The organism is Ewingella sp. C233 (genome assembly GCF_055407225.1).
In genome coordinates, this window is record NZ_JBUZRI010000001.1 from 1,858,585 (window position 1) to 1,875,636 (window position 17,052).

The window sequence follows — 17,052 nt, forward strand, 5'->3', positions numbered from 1 at the left end:
TTTCTGCATTCTAACGAAGGGTCTTGTATTGCCACCACCGGATGTCATAAACCTTGAACCACCTCATGAAATAAATAAAACATCATTTCATTTTTATTGAATTGGCATGCCAATGACTTTATGCTGCATGTAACGTGGAGCAGCCGGATAGCGGAATCAACATGGTGCTGTTACTGCCACGCACGCCATACTCCGCTCCGGTCACTCCTCCCTTCGTTACATTGATCACGCACGAGAGGCACAGACATGCAAGTCCGTCAAAGCATCCACAGCGAACACGCCAAACAGCTCGACACCGCCGGATTACGGCGCGAATTCCTCATCGAGAAAATCTTCGAAAAGAACGCCTATACCATGACATATAGCCATATCGACCGCATCATCGTCGGCGGCGTGATGCCGGTCGATGCCAAAGTGTTTGTCGGGGATGACGTTGGTAGGCAGCTGGGGGTGAGCTATTTCCTTGAGCGCCGCGAACTGGGGGTGATTAATATAGGCGGGCCGGGACTGATTGTTGTTGACGGCACCACGTATGAAATTGGGAATGAAGAAGCGTTGTATGTTGGGAAAGGCGCCAGACAGGTTGAATTCAGCAGTTTTAATGCCGCCAAACCGGCCAAGTTCTATTACAACAGCGCGCCAGCCCACACCACTTTCCCGAACAAAAAAATCTCCTTAGCGCAAGCGTCCCCACAAACGATTGGCGACACCGCGACCAGCAATCGCCGCACTATCAATAAGTTCATCGTTCCCGACGTACTGGAGACCTGCCAGCTCACCATGGGCCTGACCAAACTTGAACAGGGCAGCCTGTGGAACACCATGCCGTGCCACACCCATGAGCGCCGCATGGAAGTCTATTTCTATTTCGATATGGACGATGATACGGCGGTATTCCACATGATGGGGCAACCGCAGGAAACCCGTCATCTGTTGGTCCATAACGAACAAGCGGTCATTTCACCAAGCTGGTCGATTCATTCTGGCGTAGGCACCAAACGCTATACGTTTATCTGGGGAATGGTAGGCGAGAATCAGGTGTTTGATGATATGGACCATGTAAAAGTCAGCGAACTGCGCTAATTAACCCGCAGAACATTCCTTTACGGCGGGAGCGCCGTTGCAAAAGTGAGAACAATCATGATCCTCAACGCATTTGATTTAGCAGGAAAAGTAGCACTGGTGACCGGCTGTAATACGGGTCTTGGTCAGGGAATGGCGCTGGGCCTGGCTCAGGCGGGTTGCGATATTGTCGGCGTCAACGTCAGCGCGCCGGACGAAACCGTAGAACGTGTTACCGCACTGGGACGCCGCTTTCTCGATTTACGCGCCGATCTCAGCAGCATTGCCGGCATTCCTCAGTTGATTGAAATGGCCGTCAGTGAATTCGGCCACATCGATATTCTGGTCAATAATGCTGGCATCATCCGCCGAGAAGATGCGATCGACTTCAGCGAGAAAAACTGGGATGACGTTATGAACGTCAACAGCAAAACACTGTTCTTCATGTCACAGGCGGTGGCCCGTCAATTTATCAAACAGGGTAAAGGCGGCAAAATTATTAATGTCGCCTCTATGCTCTCCTATCAGGGCGGCATCCGTGTTCCTTCTTACACCGCGTCAAAAAGCGCTGTAATGGGTGTCACCCGTCTGATGGCAAACGAATGGGCTAAACACAATATCAACGTCAATGCCATTGCACCGGGATACATGGCGACCAACAATACCGAGCAACTGCGTTCAGACGAAGACCGAAGTAAAGAGATCCTCGAACGCATTCCTGCCGGGCGATGGGGCTTGCCGGAAGATGTCATGGGGCCGGTGGTGTTCCTCGCATCAAAAGCCTCTGACTACATCAACGGCTATACCGTGGCAGTAGACGGCGGCTGGCTGGCGCGATAACAATTTTTTGCTCTGAAAAGGCGCAAATTTTGCGCTTTTTAGCAATTTTATCAATCTGTTGACAATTAGTTACAGCGTAACACTTCCCTGATTGTGACACTTTCACATATACTGGATAAAATAACAGTTATTCAGTTCGGAAGTCTCATGACGGCGGAAGGCCATCTCATATTCTCTATCGCCTGCGCGGTGTTCGCAAAAAAAGCACAGCTCTCACCGGAGCTGGCACATGGCGACTGGTGGCATATTATCCCGGCGTCGATGCTGACTTCACTGCTACCTGATATTGACCATCCTAAATCTTTGATAGGCCAGCGTCTGAAATGGGTTTCAGCGCCGATTGCCCGTATGTTCGGTCACCGCGGCTTCACCCACAGTTTGCTGGCGGTGATTGCCAGTATCTTTTTACTGCGCACGCATTTCCCTCACAACTGGGTTATCCCCATTGATGCCCTGCACGCGATGATTATCGGTTACCTGAGTCATATTCTGGCGGATATGCTCACACCTGCCGGCGTTCCCTTGCTGTGGCCATGCCGGTGGCGTTTTCGATTGCCACTGATTAACAGTCAAAAAGGCAACCAGCTTGAGCGGACGTTGTGTCTGGCATTGGTCGCGTTTACCCTGTTCTGGCCCAACTGGACGCCCATTATTAGTGCAATCAAGCCGGAGTCTTTCAGCAGAATTTTGAACCTGATCACTTAATTATGACGAAATATCGACCATATCGTTCTTATTTCATACAAAAAATCCAAAAAGTTATAAACCATTCCTTTTGAATATAATAATTGACTGCAATGACCTGATATTCTGTCGCCCAACGCTACGGGATGGTGCACTCCTCGCTGAGAACACCGGTAAGCAATACATAACGAAATAATGAAAAATTTGGAGATCTGGGTATGAATCTTCCGCTCGTGATTAACGTAGTGGTCTTCGTTGCCCTCCTTTTGCTGTTGGCGCAAACTCGCCACAAGCAGTGGAGTTTGGCAAAAAAAGTCTTAGTCGGTCTGGTGATGGGTGTCGTATTTGGCCTGGCACTGCAGTTGATCTATGGGTCTGATAATGCGGTCCTCAAGACCTCCATTACCTGGTTCAATATTGTCGGTAACGGTTATGTACAGCTGTTGCAGATGATTGTCATGCCGCTGGTATTCGTTTCTATTTTGAGCGCGGTCGCGAAGTTACATAACGCGTCTTCGCTGGGTAAAATCAGTTTTTTTACCATCGGTACCCTGCTGTTCACCACGATGATTGCAGCACTGGTCGGTGTTTTCGTAACCGGTTTGTTCGGCCTGACGGCGGACGGTCTGGTTCAGGGTGCTCAGGAAACAGCGCGTCTTTCTGCGTTGCAAAGCACCTATGTGGGTAAAGTGGCCGATCTGACCATGCCACAGCTGATTCTTTCCTTTATTCCAAAAAATCCGTTTGCTGATTTGACTGGTGCAAGCCCAACGTCAATTATCAGCGTAGTGATTTTTGCCGCGTTTGTCGGCGTTGCTGCCCTGCAACTGGTTAAAGACGATCAGGAAAAAGGCCCTCGCGTTCTGGTCTTCATCGATACCCTGCAAGCATGGGTGATGAAACTGGTGCGTCTGGTCATGAAGCTGACTCCATACGGCGTGCTGGCGCTGATGACCAAAGTCGTTGCAGGTTCCAACGTACAGGATATCGTCAAGCTCGGCAGTTTCGTGGTGGCTTCCTACCTCGGTCTGGCGATCATGTTTGTCGTCCATGCGCTGTTGCTGTCTTTCACCGGTGTGAATCCGGCGAAGTTCTTCCGCAAAGTCTGGCCGGTCCTGACCTTCGCGTTCACCAGCCGCTCCAGTGCTGCAACCATTCCGCTGAGCGTGGAAGCGCAGACTCGTCGTCTCGGTATTCCTGAATCCATCGCCAGCTTCTCCGCCTCCTTCGGTGCCACTATCGGCCAAAACGGGTGTGCGGGTCTCTATCCGACTATGTTAGCCGTGATGGTTGCGCCAACGGTGGGCATCAACCCGTTTGACCCAATGTGGATTGCCACGCTGGTTGGTATTGTTACCCTGAGCTCTGCGGGTGTGGCGGGTGTGGGTGGCGGTGCAACCTTCGCTGCGCTGATTGTGCTCCCTGCGATGGGCCTGCCGGTAACTCTGGTTGCCTTGCTTATCTCAGTTGAACCACTGATTGATATGGGCCGTACTGCGCTTAACGTCAGCGGATCAATGACCGCAGGGACCATTACCAGCCAGTTGCTGAAACAGACTGATAAATCAGTGATGGATGTAGAAGAGAGTGCTGAACTGGCACATCGTTAGTCCCCCTTTTTCCGGTTAACTGAGTGATATAAAAAACCGAAGCCCTGGCTTCGGTTTTTTTGTGCTCATCATCAGACAAAAATCAGAACGGATAACCGTGGTAACCAAGCTGCTGGGAAATGTTACGCGCAGCCGTGTGCAGCATGCGCACATATTCACTTTTGCTCTCTTGCGAGAAGCGGATAGTAGGGAAAGAGATACTCAGCCCCGCAGTCACCACTCCGAAACGGTCAAACACGGGCACAGCGATACAGCGCAAGCCTTGCTCCTGTTCTTCAATATCTTCTCCAAATCCCTGCTCACGCACGATTTCCAGTGCCGCACGCAGCGCTTCTGCACTCAGAATCGTGTTATCGGTGCTGCGGGTAAACTCCATTTCTGACAGCAGTGAATCTACTTCACTGCTGTCGCCCCAGGCCATTAGCACTTTACCAATTGCGGTACTGTGTAGCGGGTTACGGCGCCCAATACGCGAGTGCATACGCAGGTTATACATAGAGTCGATTTTGTGAATATAGACGATACCGTCTTCATCCAGCGCACCAAGATGTATTGTCTCGCGGGTCAGACGCGAAAGTTCGCGCATCTGGATATCTGCACTTCGGATCAAATCAACATTTTGTAAGGCTTTAGCCCCAAGCTCGAACAATTTCAGCGTCAGTGAGTATTTTTCCGACTCGCCTTCCTGCGCCACATAACCTAATGATTTCATTGTCTGAAGAAAACGGTAAACCGTACTTTTTGACATCATTACGCGTTGTGAAAGCTCGGTGATCCCTATCTCACGCTCCTCGCCAAGGGCCTGTAAAATGCCAAATACCTTCATGACGGAGGAAACGGAATCCGGTTGTTTATCAAGATCTGCGATAGCCATAGTCTCTCTTACCTGCCCGCTTAAGTTTTGTTTCAAAAAAAATAGAACGCAGTTTTCATTATACTGGCAAGCATTCCGCATACGCAATCTCCAGCCGGAGACCCTGAGCGGAACCTCAGCTTATTAATAATTTTCCTTACAATATTAAAAGTAATTCTCAATAATCACGGTTGTCACCTTTTAGTTACTCGCGTGATAATATCCCTACTTCTGATTACCTCAATGCCGACACACATTCATGACTCTCACGCCAAATGACGGACTTCCTGTTCCGCAGCGCTACGGAGCAATCCTCGCGATCGCTCTCGGCATTACCGTTTCAGTGCTCGATGGTGCGATAGCCAACGTGGCCTTACCTACCATCGCCAGAGATCTGAATGCCAGCCCTGCCTCATCAATATGGGTAGTCAACGCCTACCAGCTGGCGATCACTATATCGCTGCTCTCACTGGCATCGCTCGGGGACATTTTCGGTTACCGACGTATTTACCAGACTGGCTTACTGGTCTTCAGTATTACATCGCTTTTTTGCGCCCTCTCGGACTCACTGACCACGTTAACTATCGCTCGTATCTTGCAAGGATTTGGCGCAGCGGCGATCATGAGCGTCAATACCGCGCTGATACGCATCATCTACCCGCAGAGGTTTCTCGGGCGGGGAATGGGCATAAATGCGCTGATCGTGGCGGTCTCTTCAGCGGCAGGTCCCACCGTGGCAGCGGGGATACTTTCCTTTGCGTCATGGCAATGGCTGTTTGCCATCAACCTGCCGATTGGTCTGGCGGCACTGGCGCTGGGCTTAAAATTTCTACCGGCCAACAGCAACAAGAGTCAGGGACAGAAATTCGACTTCACCAGCAGTGTGATGAACGCTCTGACATTCGGACTGCTGATCATCGCGATCAGTGGATTTGCACAAGGTCAGAACCGGATGCTTATTCTCGGTGAAGTGGTCGCACTGCTGATCATTGGTTGGTTCTTTGTGCGCCGTCAGTTGTCACGTCCCTTCCCTCTGTTACCGGTAGACTTGTTACGAATTCCCATTTTCGCCATGTCACTGGGTACCTCACTGTGCTCCTTCAGTGCGCAAATGCTGGCATTCGTGTCACTGCCGTTCTTTTTGCAGAATACGCTGGGACTGGATTCCGTTTCAACCGGTCTGCTGCTTACCCCGTGGCCACTGGCTACGATGGTGATGGCACCTATCGCCGGCCGTCTGGTGGAGCGTTACCATCCGGGAATGCTCGGTGGGATTGGTCTGATTGTATTTTCGTTCGGGCTTTATTCGCTCTCACTGTTGCCACAGGATCCGTCAAATCTGAATATCATCTGGCGAATGTTGCTGTGCGGCGCAGGTTTTGGTCTTTTCCAGTCCCCCAACAACCATACTATTATCACTGCCGCACCGCGTAACCGTAGCGGTGGCGCCAGCGGCCTGCTGGGTACGGCCCGGCTACTAGGCCAGACCACCGGGGCGGCTATGGTCGCGCTTATGTTTAACCTGTTCCCTGAGCATGGGACCCACGCCTCACTGATTCTGGCCGGCACGCTGGCAGGCGGCGGTGCAATAGTGAGTTTCATGCGTATGACTCAGCAGACCGCCAGCCAGAAAGAGGCGGCTGACAAATCCTGAAGCAAAGCTTCACCTTGAATTTTGCACATAAAAAAACCCGGCATCGCTGCCGGGTTTTTCGTTTTTAAATCACGTCACTGAGGATTACTTCAAATACTGTCCGCTGCGAAGCGCTTCGATACGCTTATCCAGAGGCGGGTGCGACATAAACAGTTCGCTGAATGACTTCGACTTACCGTTAATGCAGAAGGCCATCATGCTGCCCGCTTCCTGCGGCTCATGACTGGTCTTCAGACGCTGCAACGCAGCAATCATTTTCTCACGCCCAACCAGTTTGGCTGAACCGGCATCGGCATAGAATTCACGATGGCGCGAGAACCACATAGTGATAATACTCGCCAGAATACCGAAGACCAACTCCAGTACGGTTGCCACCGCGAAGTAAATCATCGGGTTACCACCGTTGCTTTCCTCGCCGTCACGGTTGCCGGAAAGGAAGCCTGACGCAACCTGAGCGATCAGGCGGGAGATAAAGATCACAAAGGTGTTCACGACCCCCTGGATCAGCGTCATTGTGACCATATCACCGTTGGCAATATGGCTGATTTCATGGGCGATAACCGCCTCAGCTTCGTCCTGGCTCATGCTTTGCAGCAGGCCGGTACTTACCGCCACAAGCGATGCATCACGGCGTGCGCCAGTTGCAAATGCGTTAATATCAGGCGCGTGGTAAATCGCAACCTGCGGCATGGCAATGCCTGCCTGTTTGGACTGACGGCGAACCGTCTCAACCAACCAGCGCTCCGTTTCATTACGTGGTTGCTCGATGACTTCGCCACCGACCGAACGCAGCGCCATCCATTTAGACATCAGTAAGGATACGAAGGCGCCACCGAAACCGAACAGGCCAGCCATGATCATCAGCCCTTGCACACTGCTCGACTGAATGCCGGTCAGGCTCAGTACCAGACCAAAGATAAGCATGACCGCCAGGTTAGTTATCAGGAACAACCCTATACGCATCATAAAATTTTCACTTCCTCATTGTTGATTCAACGTTGTGCAATGCAGAGGCCAGAAATATTCCCAAGCCGACATAGATCCTATGGGCTAATACAACAGATTCAAGAGCCTGCCAGCTTTAAGCCTTAAAATTCACAATACTTTACAAAATGCAGCCTTTGATTTCACATTCTTGTTCGATTTCCCCACAAGACAGGGTGGGCGTCATAAGAAGAATCCGCAGGCAATAAAAAAGCGCACCGGAGTGCGCTTTCTCAAGGACTTATTTTTCAGCTAACGTCCACTTATTTACTGGCAGCCGGTGCCTGAGCACTCTGTGCTTTCTGCAAACGGGCCAAATCGAGCGCAATGTTATCGGCTTCATCCAGGTAAGGGTCCGGCGCAACGTAATCTTTCGGCAAATCGTCGAGAGATTTCAGCGGCTTTTTACCTTCACGTTTGAAGCGCTCATTCAGGCGAGTCAGTCGGGTCGCATCATCTTCCTTGTCTTCTTTATCACGCTGGGCGTAATTCAGTGAGACGATATCGCGTTTATCTTTCAGCGCTTTGTAGCGTGCGATATCTTGTTGGATGTACTGAAACTCCGGATCTTTCTCGATACGTGCCTGATGATCTTTCAGCAATTCAGGGACGAAAGGTGCCAGATCGCCGGTCTTAGTATAGGTCGCGGCATTGACGCTGTCCCAAGGCAAGGCGTTGTCTTCGAATTTCTCACCGGTTTCAATCGCTTCAATACCCGTTGGCATCAGAATTTCAGGCGTTACGCCCTTACGCTGAGTACTGCCACCGTTGATGCGATAAAACTTCTGAATCGTATATTGTACAGAACCCAATGCAGGCCACTCAGGGCGCAACATCTGGTCGTAAATTCGATTCAGTGAGCGGTACTGCTGGACAGTCCCTTTACCGAATGTCGGTTCACCGACAATCAGCGCACGGCCATAATCCTGCATCGCTGCGGCGAAAATCTCTGATGCCGAGGCACTGAAACGGTCAACTAATACCACCAGCGGACCTTTGTAGTAAACGACGCCATCGGTATCGCTATCCTGGCGGATACGGCCATTGTTATCACGTACCTGCACAACCGGGCCGCTTGGAATGAACAGGCCAGAGAGTGAAACCGCTTCGGTTAATGCACCGCCGCCGTTAGTACGCAGATCGATAACCAGGCTGCTGACATCCTGTTTCGCCATTTTCTGCAACTGCACTTTTACGTCATCCGTTAGGCCAACGTAGAAGCCCGGAATGTCCATCACAGCAACTTTCTCATTGCCGACTTTCTTGATAGTCATTTTCACCGCGCGATCTTCCAAACGGATTTTCTCGCGGGTCAGGATCACAGTGCGGGTTTTGGTCCCTTTACCTGCTGGCAGAATTTCGAGACGAACTTTACTGCCTTTTGCGCCCTTGATCAGCGCGACAACGTCATCAAGACGCCAGCCGATCACATCAACAACGCCTTTACTTGTCGCTACTTGCCCAACGCCAACAATACGGTCACCCACTGCGATAGCTTTGCTTTTGGCCGCCGGGCCGCCAGCTACCATCGAGTTGATCACCGTGTAGTCGTCATCGCCCTGTAACACAGCGCCAATCCCTTCCAGAGACAAGCTCATTTCGGTATTGAACTGCTCAGTACTGCGCGGAGACAGATAGTTAGTGTGCGGGTCAATTTCATGCGCAAAGGCATTCATGACCAGTTGGAATACGTCTTCGCTGTTGCTTTGGGTCAAGCGTTTCATCGCAAAACGATAGCGTTTGGTCAGAACATCGCGAATTTCCTGATCATTCTTACCGGTCAGTTTGAGGTTCAGCTCGTCATATTTGACTTTGGCATCCCACAAACGATCCAGCTCAGCCCGGTCTTTCGGCCAGGGAGACTTAGAACGATCCAGATTAATCGTATCGTTGCCGGTGAAATCCATCGGGCGAGCAAGCACTTGCAACGCGTAGTTATAGCGTTCGAAGCGACGCTGCTGCGCCAGATTATATAAAGCATACGGCGTGGTCAGTTGACCCGACTTCAGCTCTTCACCCAGCGTGTTACGCTTGGATGCAAACTGGGCCACATCGGATGCCATTAATACGTTATGGCCATAATCGAGCATGTTGAGATAACGGTCGAAGATTTTCCCGGAGAAATCAGCATTAAGGTCAAACTGACGATAATGCGAACGGGTAAAGCGTGCCGTAACACGCTCACTCACCGTGGCGTCCTGAGGTTCTTGTGTCAGTTGCTTGAGCTGATCGATAGTCACCGGTGCACTATCGTTCGCATAACTGGTGTTAACCAGACTCGCTCCTGACAACAACAGACCTGCAATAACGCTTAATCTGACAAATTTGTTCATGCCTGAGTTGGCCTCCGTATCAGAACTGCAAGTGTTCTGCGCGCACGATCATCGCCAGACCCGAAGAGAGCTGCACCCGGACACCGTCTTTGGCAATTTCCAAAACGGTAGCATCCATCGCACTCTGACCTGCTCTGACTTTGATTTCCTGGCCAATTTGCAGTTTTGAGATATCTGTTACTGGCACCTGACGCGGTTCACGTTTTTCCTCACGCGGTGGGCGAGGTGTACGTGGTTTGCGATTTTCTTGACCAGCCACAGCTGCAGGCGCATTTTCACGACGCGGTGCAGGTTTCTTAGCCGCAGGACGAGGACGACGTGGCTCGGCTTCACCGGCTTCACGACGTTTTGCCTGTTGTTCAGCACGCTGTGCCTGAACGCGGGCTTTCGCTTCTTCTAATTGCTTACGGGCATGTTCGACGTGCTGCTCTTCCAGCTCGCCGCAGGCATTGCCGTCAAGGTCAACGCGCTGTGCGCCAACTTTAACGCCATACAAATAACGCCAGCTAGAGGTATACAGGCGCAGAGCAGAGCGTAACTGAGTTTTGCTCAGATTCTCTTCACCTTGCACGCGCTCGACCAAATCCGCAAAAATACCGATCTTTAAAGGACGTGCTTCGCCTTCGGCGCTAAAACAGAGCGGAAAACGCTCAGCCAAAAAGGCGATGACTTCTTTACTACTGTTCAACTTAGGTTGATTTTCCATGAAATTTCCTGATTACAACGGGTTTGCCAACCGGCGCAGGCATGAACAGGCGTCATTATAATGACGTCGTTATTAAATGCCACGTTATCCGTAGATCAACTTGCGATCAGATTGACATATTTTGCCGCATCGCTGTTTTGCAAATGTTGGCAAAGCCCGGCGACCAACTCTGTCAGCCCCTGTTCATCCGCTTCGTCGAAGCGTTGATAAACCGTGCTGTCAATGTCCAGAACACCGATCACTGTGCCGTTAACGGTCACTGGCAACACAATTTCTGCATTGCTGGACGCGTCACAGGCAATATGGCCTGGGAAAGCATGCACATCGCCCACGCGCTGTACGCGGTTCTCAGCCACAGCCGTGCCGCAAACACCTTTCCCAACGGGAATACGCACGCAGGCAATTTTGCCCTGAAACGGCCCTAACACCAGCGAGCTGCCATCCAAAAGATAGAAACCCGCCCAGTTAACCCCTTCAAAGCGTTCAAAAAGCAAGGCGCTGGTATTCGACAGAGTGGCAATAAAATTGTTCTCTCCGGCGATAAGGGCGCTCAAATCGCGTTTCAATTCCGCGTAGAATTCTTCTTTATTCATGTAATAACCAATAATAACCCAGTGGCAGGCAGCCGTTATGCTGTGCTTAACCTCTATAAAATAAGCATTAAATGCCCATCTGAACAAGGTTAATCCTATGTGACTTCAAAAAGACTGACCTACAATGACTGTTTGTCGCCCGCATAATACGTTATTTTGTCGAAAAAACCTGACAGATCTTAGCATCACTCCCCTGTAATGCATTTCAGATGGGTGAACAATTGTTACAACAGGCAAATTTACACTCAGGCCCTATGAAAATACTCGCAATGTCAGGACCGTTACCGCAAGCACGTTACCAGCGCTGTAGTGAGTGCGATTACCTGTTTTCTATACCTGCTCTTAAAAAAACGCAGACAGCGCATTGCCCGCGGTGTAATGCGAAAGTGGAAAAAGGCAGGGTCTGTTCCCTGCCGCGCCTGATCATTATCGCCATCAGCATTCTTTTGCTGATGCCGTTTGCTTATACCGAGCCGCTCATCAGCATTCGTCTGCTGGGTACTCGCATTGATGCCAGCCTCTTTGAAGGGATCTGGCAGATGTCCAGCCAGGGTTCACCGCTGACGGCCAGCATGGTGGCTTTTTGTACCATTGGCGCCCCGCTGACGCTCGCCTGCTCGATTCTCTATCTTCATTTCGGTAGCCGCTGGGGGATGAACCTTAAGCCGGTACTGCTAATGCTGGACCGCCTGAAAGACTGGGTAATGCTCGACATCTATCTGGTCGGCATGGCGGTTGCCAGTATTAAAGTGAAAGAGTACGCCGATATTGACGTCGGAGTCGCACTGGTGGCGTACCTGATGATGACGGTTCTCGTCACACTCACGCTGATAAATCTTAATATTGAGCAACTGTGGGAAGAATTTTACCCGCAGCCGCGCCCTAAAGGGCCGCCTTCATCACTAAAATTATGTCTGTCGTGTAAATTTACCGGCCATGCGGATGATCAGGGGCGCTGCCCGCGCTGCCATGTACCCATGAGCACGCGCTACAAACACAGCCTGCAAAAAACCTGGGCGGCACTGATCGCGGCCATCATGTTCCTGATCCCTGCTAATCTGATGCCTATCTCCATCATTTACGCCAACGGGCAGCGGCTGGAAGACACCATTTTTTCCGGTGTGGTTTCTCTGGCGACCTCCGGTAATGTGCCGATTGCGGCTATTGTTTTTATTGCCAGCGTACTGGTGCCTTTTACTAAAGTCATCGTTATGCTGACCCTCTTGTTAAGCATTCATTTCAAAGCGATTCAGGGACTGAAAACGCGGATACGCTTACTGCGGCTGGTGACCTGGATTGGTCGCTGGTCGATGCTCGATCTGTTTGTTATTTCTCTGATGATGTCGCTGGTCAACCGTGACCAGTTATTGTCATTTACGATGGGACCGGCGGCCTTCTTCTTTGGCACCGCCGTGATCCTCACGATACTTGCCGTAGAATGGCTGGATAGCCGCTTGATTTGGGATGCACATGCAACAGGAAACGCCGAATACACCGACTGAAGCGCGGGTTAAAAACAGACGCCGGATCTCGCCTTTCTGGTTACTGCCTTTTATTGCTTTACTGATTGCCGGTTGGCTTATCTATAGCAATTATCAGGAGCGTGGCACCACGGTCACCATTGATTTCCAGTCTGCTGCTGGCATCGTCGCTGGGCGAACCCCTGTGCGATATCAGGGCGTAGAAGTGGGCACCGTTGAGTCGATAAGTCTGAGCAAAGATCTGCGAACCATCATGGTTAAGGTCAGTATTAAAAGTGATCTGGCCGATTCCTTGCGTGACGGCACTCAGTTCTGGCTGGTGACGCCCAAGGCGTCACTGGCCGGGGTATCCGGACTCGACGCGCTGGTTGGCGGTAACTATATCGGCATGATGCCGGGAACCGGCAAAGAGAAAGATCACTTTGTGGCGCTCGATACTCAACCGAAATATCGCCTTAATACTGGCGAGTTAATGATTCATCTTCATGCCCGAGATCTCGGCTCGCTGAGCACCGGTTCACTGGTCTATTACCGCAAAATTCCGGTCGGTAAAGTTTATGACTACGATATTGAAGCCGGTAACGATGGCGTCACCATCGATGTACTGATCGACCGCCGCTTCGCGCATCTGGTAAAAGACACCAGCCGTTTCTGGAATGTCTCCGGCTTTAAAGGGGACTTCAGCCTGAGCGGTGCAAAAGTGGAAATGGAAAGTTTGGCAGCGCTGGTCAACGGTGCCATTGCACTGGACTCGCCTGCGGACGGAAATATTGCCAAACAAGAGCAGTCCTACGAGCTGTATCCGGATCTGGCGCAAAGCCAGCGCGGTGTGGAGATTGATCTCGACCTGCCAAACGGCGATGGCCTGAACGAGGGCCGTACCCCGCTGATGTATCAGGGCTTACAGGTGGGTACGCTGACAAAAGTCACGTTACAACCGGATAATAAAGTCACCGGCAAACTGACGGTAGACCCGTCGGTGCTCGATATGATGCGTAGCGGCAGCCGCATTGAGATGAACAGCCCGCGAATCAGCCTCAATAATGCCAAAATCAGCCAACTGCTGACCGGCAATACGCTGGAGCTGATCCCCGGCGAAGGCGAACCGCAGAAACACTTCGTGGTTCTCGACAGCAATCAACGCCTGTTACAGGACCCGGGTGTACTGAAAGTTCAGCTCATCGCCCCGCAAACCTACGGCATAGACGGCGGTCAGCCAGTGTTACTGCACGGTATCGTGGTCGGCCAGATCCTTGACCGTAAACTGACGGACGAAGGCATCCTGTTTAACGTTGCTATCAAATCCGAATACAAAGATCTGCTGCATAAAGACAGTAAATTTGTGGTGAACAGCCGCGTGGATGTCAAATTAGGCATCGATGGTATGGAAGTGCTGGGGGCCAGCGCACAGGAGTGGATCGATGGCGGCGTACGCATTATGCCGGGCGGTAAAGGCAAACCGACGCAGAAATATCCGCTCTACAGCAACGCTGAAAAAGCCGCGGAAGGCATTCAGGGTGAACAGCCCGGTGCGACCTTAACCCTGACGGCGAAGAGCCTGCCAGATGTTCAGACCGGTTCCGTCGTGCTTTACCGTAAATTCCAGGTCGGTCAAATAGTCAACGTGACACCTAAAGCCAATGAGTTTGATGTAGACGTCTACATTCGCCCTGAATACCGTAAACTGCTTACCGATAAAAGTATTTTCTGGGCTGAAGGTGGCGCAAAAGTGCAGCTTAACGGCAGCGGGCTGACGGTGCAGGCCTCCCCTCTCGATCGTGCGCTGAAAGGGGCTATCAGTTTTGATAACTTCGAAGGTGTCTCGCTGAGTAAAGGCGCCAAACGGGTATTGTATGATTCCGAAACTGCTGCACGAGCTGTAGGCAGCCAGATAACCCTCAATACCTACGACGCCAGTAAGCTGTCGCCGGGTATGCCGATACGCTATCTCGGCATAACGATTGGTCAGGTTGAGTCACTCAAGCTTGAGTCCCAGCTCAATCAGGTGTCGGCCAAAGCCGTGCTCTACCCTGAATATGTCGATACCTTTGCCCGTATGGGGACCCGTTTCTCGATTGTCTCACCGGAAATTTCCGCCGGTGGCGTCAGCAACTTGGATACTTTATTACAACCTTATATCAACGTAGAAGCCGGTAAAGGCCCTGCATCCCGTACCTTCGATCTGCAGGAATCCACTATCACGGACTCCCGTTATACTGACGGACTGGGGATTGTGGTCGATGCCGCCGAAGTCGGTTCGCTGCAAATTGGTACGCCTGTGCTGTTCCGCGGCATTGAAGTCGGTACCGTGACGGGTTTCTATCTCGGCGCCATGGCTGACCGGGTCAATGTCACCTTGCGCATCAGTAAGAAGTACCAGTATCTGGTGCGTGACAACAGCGTGTTCTGGTCTGCATCCGGCTATAACCTGCAGTTTGGCCTGACCGGCGGCATGTTCAAAAGCGGTACCTTCCAGCAATTTATCCGGGGAGGGATTGCCTTCGCTACGCCACCAACGACGCCGGTGGCACCGAAAGCAGCCGCCGGACGCCACTTCCTGCTTAACCCTGAAGAGCCGAAAGACTGGCAGAAATGGGGAACGGCGATCCCGAAAAATTGATCGTTATGTCATGATACTGAGGCCACCTGCGGGTGGCCTTTTTATTACCCTGACTCAGTGCGCGGCATATCCGTTAAGGATCATGCTAAACTCGCGCCAAATTATTTATCCGTTTCACCATCGACGAGATTGCCGACTTTGTCCAAACATGCTCAAACTTCGACTCATACCGCTAAACTTCCTCCTGCATTCCTCAATGCTACCCGCGAAATAATGCCAGCCGAACTGAGCATGGATGCATTCATCGCCGCCTGTAACCGGCCACTGCGCCCCAGTTTGCGCGTGAATACATTAAAAATAAGCGTGGCCGACTTTGTGACACTTGCTGCAACCTGGCAGTGGCAATTAATGCCGATCCCCTGGTGTGCTGAAGGTTTCTGGATACAGCGCCATAATGATGATGAAACACGCTTAGGTAATGCTCTTGCTCATCTCGCTGGCCTTTTTTACATTCAGGAAGCCAGCTCAATGCTGCCGGTTACCGCACTGTTTGCCCATCAAACGGATCCGCAGCTGGTAATGGATGTCGCGGCAGCGCCTGGCTCGAAAACCACGCAGATCGCCGCACTGATGAATAATCAGGGTGGGATTGTGGCTAACGAATATTCCGCCAGCCGCGTGAAAGTTTTGCACGCAAACGTCAACCGTTGTGGCGTGGCAAATACCGCATTGACCCACTTTGACGGACGTGTTTTCGGCGCGGCGTTACCAGAAACCTTCGATGCAATATTGCTGGATGCTCCTTGCTCAGGCGAAGGCGTGGTGCGTAAGGACCCGGATGCGATGTGCAACTGGTCAGAAGAGAGCGTGGCGGACATTGCGGCAACTCAGCGCGAACTGATCAACAGTGCTTTCCATGCACTGAAACCCGGCGGCGTACTGGTTTATTCAACCTGTACACTGAACGCGCAGGAGAATCAGCAAATTTGCCAGTGGTTGCTGAACGAATACCCGGAAGCCGTCGAAGTAGAATCGCTCGAAGGTTTATTTGAGGGTGCCGAAAAGACGCTGACAGCTGAAGGCTATTTGCATGTATTCCCGCAGGTGTATGACAGCGAAGGATTCTTCGTCGCCCGGCTGCGTAAAACGGATTCAATCGAGCGCCTGCCAGCGCCCGGCTATAAAGTGGGTAAGTTCCCCTTCTCACCGATGTCACGTAAAGACACCGCAGAAATTGTTATCGCGGCCAACGCGGCGGGAATTTTCTGGCCTGAGAAAGGCATGACGCTGTGGCAACGCGATAAAGAACTGTGGCTTTTTCCTGCCATACTCGAACCCTTGTTTGGAAAGGTACGTTTCTCGCGCATCGGGATAAAACTGGCAGAGCGTTTTTCTAAAGGTTTCCGGTGGCAACATGAGGCGGTCGTGGCTCTCAGTGCCACAACAGGCAGCAATCATTTTCCGATTGGCGATGAACTGGCGCAGGAGTGGTTCCGTGGTGTCGATATTTATCCACCACAGGCGCCGCAGACTGACGAATGTCTGGTTGTCTGGCAACGGCAACCTCTCGGTCTGGCGAAGAAAATTGGCAGCAGAATCAAGAACAGTTTGCCACGTGAGCTGGTCCGGGATGGCGCGATTCGCCCGCAGAATCTGGACGCGGATTAAACCGTATACCGTTAATAACAAAAT

13 protein-coding genes are annotated in these 17,052 nt (G+C 51.5%); 8 read left to right on the top strand and 5 right to left on the bottom strand.

What is annotated here, in order from left to right:
- Nucleotides 1–246: 246 nt before the first annotated feature.
- The 4 genes from kduI (at nucleotide 247) to ACZRKO_RS08440 (ending at nucleotide 4,196) form a co-directional block, all read left to right on the top strand.
- A complete protein-coding gene (gene kduI, locus ACZRKO_RS08425; RefSeq protein ID WP_463736750.1) occupies nucleotides 247–1,083 on the top strand; it encodes a 5-dehydro-4-deoxy-D-glucuronate isomerase in 837 nt (278 codons plus the stop codon).
- Between the two features lie 57 nt (nucleotides 1,084–1,140).
- Complete coding sequence (gene kduD, locus ACZRKO_RS08430; protein ID WP_463736751.1) at nucleotides 1,141–1,902, top strand: 2-dehydro-3-deoxy-D-gluconate 5-dehydrogenase KduD; 762 nt, start codon at nucleotides 1,141–1,143, stop codon at nucleotides 1,900–1,902.
- Nucleotides 1,903–2,049: 147 nt separating this feature from the next.
- On the top strand, nucleotides 2,050–2,607 hold the full coding sequence (locus ACZRKO_RS08435) for a metal-dependent hydrolase (protein WP_463736752.1): 558 nt from the start codon (nucleotides 2,050–2,052) through the stop codon (nucleotides 2,605–2,607).
- Between the two features lie 197 nt (nucleotides 2,608–2,804).
- Complete coding sequence (locus tag ACZRKO_RS08440) at nucleotides 2,805–4,196, top strand: L-cystine transporter (protein ID WP_463736753.1); 1,392 nt, start codon at nucleotides 2,805–2,807, stop codon at nucleotides 4,194–4,196.
- A gap of 82 nt (nucleotides 4,197–4,278) precedes the next feature.
- On the opposite strand, the gene kdgR is transcribed toward ACZRKO_RS08440, so the two are convergent.
- Nucleotides 4,279–5,070: a DNA-binding transcriptional regulator KdgR gene (gene kdgR / locus ACZRKO_RS08445; RefSeq protein WP_463736754.1), complete on the bottom strand. Its 792-nt coding sequence runs from the start codon at nucleotides 5,068–5,070 to the stop codon at nucleotides 4,279–4,281.
- A gap of 238 nt (nucleotides 5,071–5,308) precedes the next feature.
- On the opposite strand from kdgR, the gene ACZRKO_RS08450 reads away from it, so the two are divergent.
- The gene (locus tag ACZRKO_RS08450; protein ID WP_463736755.1) at nucleotides 5,309–6,703 is read left to right on the top strand and encodes an MFS transporter; all 1,395 of its coding nucleotides are present in this window, start codon (nucleotides 5,309–5,311) and stop codon (nucleotides 6,701–6,703) included.
- A gap of 84 nt (nucleotides 6,704–6,787) precedes the next feature.
- Here the strand turns inward: ACZRKO_RS08450 and htpX are convergent, their stop codons facing one another.
- From htpX to ACZRKO_RS08470, 4 genes are all read right to left on the bottom strand, one after another.
- Nucleotides 6,788–7,669 carry a protease HtpX gene (gene htpX / locus ACZRKO_RS08455; RefSeq protein ID WP_463736756.1) on the bottom strand — a complete coding sequence of 294 codons (882 nt, stop codon included), beginning with the start codon at nucleotides 7,667–7,669 and terminating at the stop codon, nucleotides 6,788–6,790.
- A gap of 281 nt (nucleotides 7,670–7,950) precedes the next feature.
- Nucleotides 7,951–10,020: a carboxy terminal-processing peptidase gene (gene prc, locus ACZRKO_RS08460; protein WP_463736757.1), complete on the bottom strand. Its 2,070-nt coding sequence runs from the start codon at nucleotides 10,018–10,020 to the stop codon at nucleotides 7,951–7,953.
- A 19-nt stretch (nucleotides 10,021–10,039) separates the two neighbouring features.
- Nucleotides 10,040–10,726 (bottom strand): RNA chaperone ProQ, encoded by a 687-nt coding sequence (proQ, locus tag ACZRKO_RS08465; protein ID WP_463736758.1) that lies wholly within the window; start codon nucleotides 10,724–10,726, stop codon nucleotides 10,040–10,042.
- A 95-nt stretch (nucleotides 10,727–10,821) separates the two neighbouring features.
- On the bottom strand, nucleotides 10,822–11,319 hold the full coding sequence (locus ACZRKO_RS08470; RefSeq protein WP_463736759.1) for a GAF domain-containing protein: 498 nt from the start codon (nucleotides 11,317–11,319) through the stop codon (nucleotides 10,822–10,824).
- A 254-nt stretch (nucleotides 11,320–11,573) separates the two neighbouring features.
- Here ACZRKO_RS08470 and yebS point away from each other — a divergent pair, with 254 nt between their 5' ends.
- The 3 genes from yebS (at nucleotide 11,574) to rsmF (ending at nucleotide 17,028) form a co-directional block, all read left to right on the top strand.
- Entirely contained in the window at nucleotides 11,574–12,821 is a 1,248-nt protein-coding gene (yebS, locus tag ACZRKO_RS08475; protein ID WP_463736760.1) for a membrane integrity lipid transport subunit YebS, read from the top strand.
- Nucleotides 12,790–15,420 (top strand): PqiB family protein, encoded by a 2,631-nt coding sequence (locus ACZRKO_RS08480; RefSeq protein WP_463736761.1) that lies wholly within the window; start codon nucleotides 12,790–12,792, stop codon nucleotides 15,418–15,420. Before yebS ends, ACZRKO_RS08480 begins: the two co-directional genes overlap by 32 nt.
- Nucleotides 15,421–15,558: 138 nt before the next feature.
- The gene (rsmF, locus tag ACZRKO_RS08485; protein ID WP_463736762.1) at nucleotides 15,559–17,028 is read left to right on the top strand and encodes a 16S rRNA (cytosine(1407)-C(5))-methyltransferase RsmF; all 1,470 of its coding nucleotides are present in this window, start codon (nucleotides 15,559–15,561) and stop codon (nucleotides 17,026–17,028) included.
- The last annotated feature ends 24 nt before the right edge of the window (nucleotides 17,029–17,052 follow it).

Coding starts and splice junctions, on each gene's coding strand:
- ACZRKO_RS08480 (WP_463736761.1), top strand. CDS start 12,790: ATGCAACAGGAAACGCCGAATACACCGACTGAAGCGCGGGTTAAAAAC.
- ACZRKO_RS08450 (WP_463736755.1), top strand. CDS start 5,309: ATGACTCTCACGCCAAATGACGGACTTCCTGTTCCGCAGCGCTACGGA.
- ACZRKO_RS08435 (WP_463736752.1), top strand. CDS start 2,050: ATGACGGCGGAAGGCCATCTCATATTCTCTATCGCCTGCGCGGTGTTC.
- yebS (WP_463736760.1), top strand. CDS start 11,574: ATGAAAATACTCGCAATGTCAGGACCGTTACCGCAAGCACGTTACCAG.
- prc (WP_463736757.1), bottom strand. CDS start 10,020: ATGAACAAATTTGTCAGATTAAGCGTTATTGCAGGTCTGTTGTTGTCA.
- ACZRKO_RS08440 (WP_463736753.1), top strand. CDS start 2,805: ATGAATCTTCCGCTCGTGATTAACGTAGTGGTCTTCGTTGCCCTCCTT.
- ACZRKO_RS08470 (WP_463736759.1), bottom strand. CDS start 11,319: ATGAATAAAGAAGAATTCTACGCGGAATTGAAACGCGATTTGAGCGCC.
- kdgR (WP_463736754.1), bottom strand. CDS start 5,070: ATGGCTATCGCAGATCTTGATAAACAACCGGATTCCGTTTCCTCCGTC.
- proQ (WP_463736758.1), bottom strand. CDS start 10,726: ATGGAAAATCAACCTAAGTTGAACAGTAGTAAAGAAGTCATCGCCTTT.
- htpX (WP_463736756.1), bottom strand. CDS start 7,669: ATGATGCGTATAGGGTTGTTCCTGATAACTAACCTGGCGGTCATGCTT.
- kduI (WP_463736750.1), top strand. CDS start 247: ATGCAAGTCCGTCAAAGCATCCACAGCGAACACGCCAAACAGCTCGAC.
- kduD (WP_463736751.1), top strand. CDS start 1,141: ATGATCCTCAACGCATTTGATTTAGCAGGAAAAGTAGCACTGGTGACC.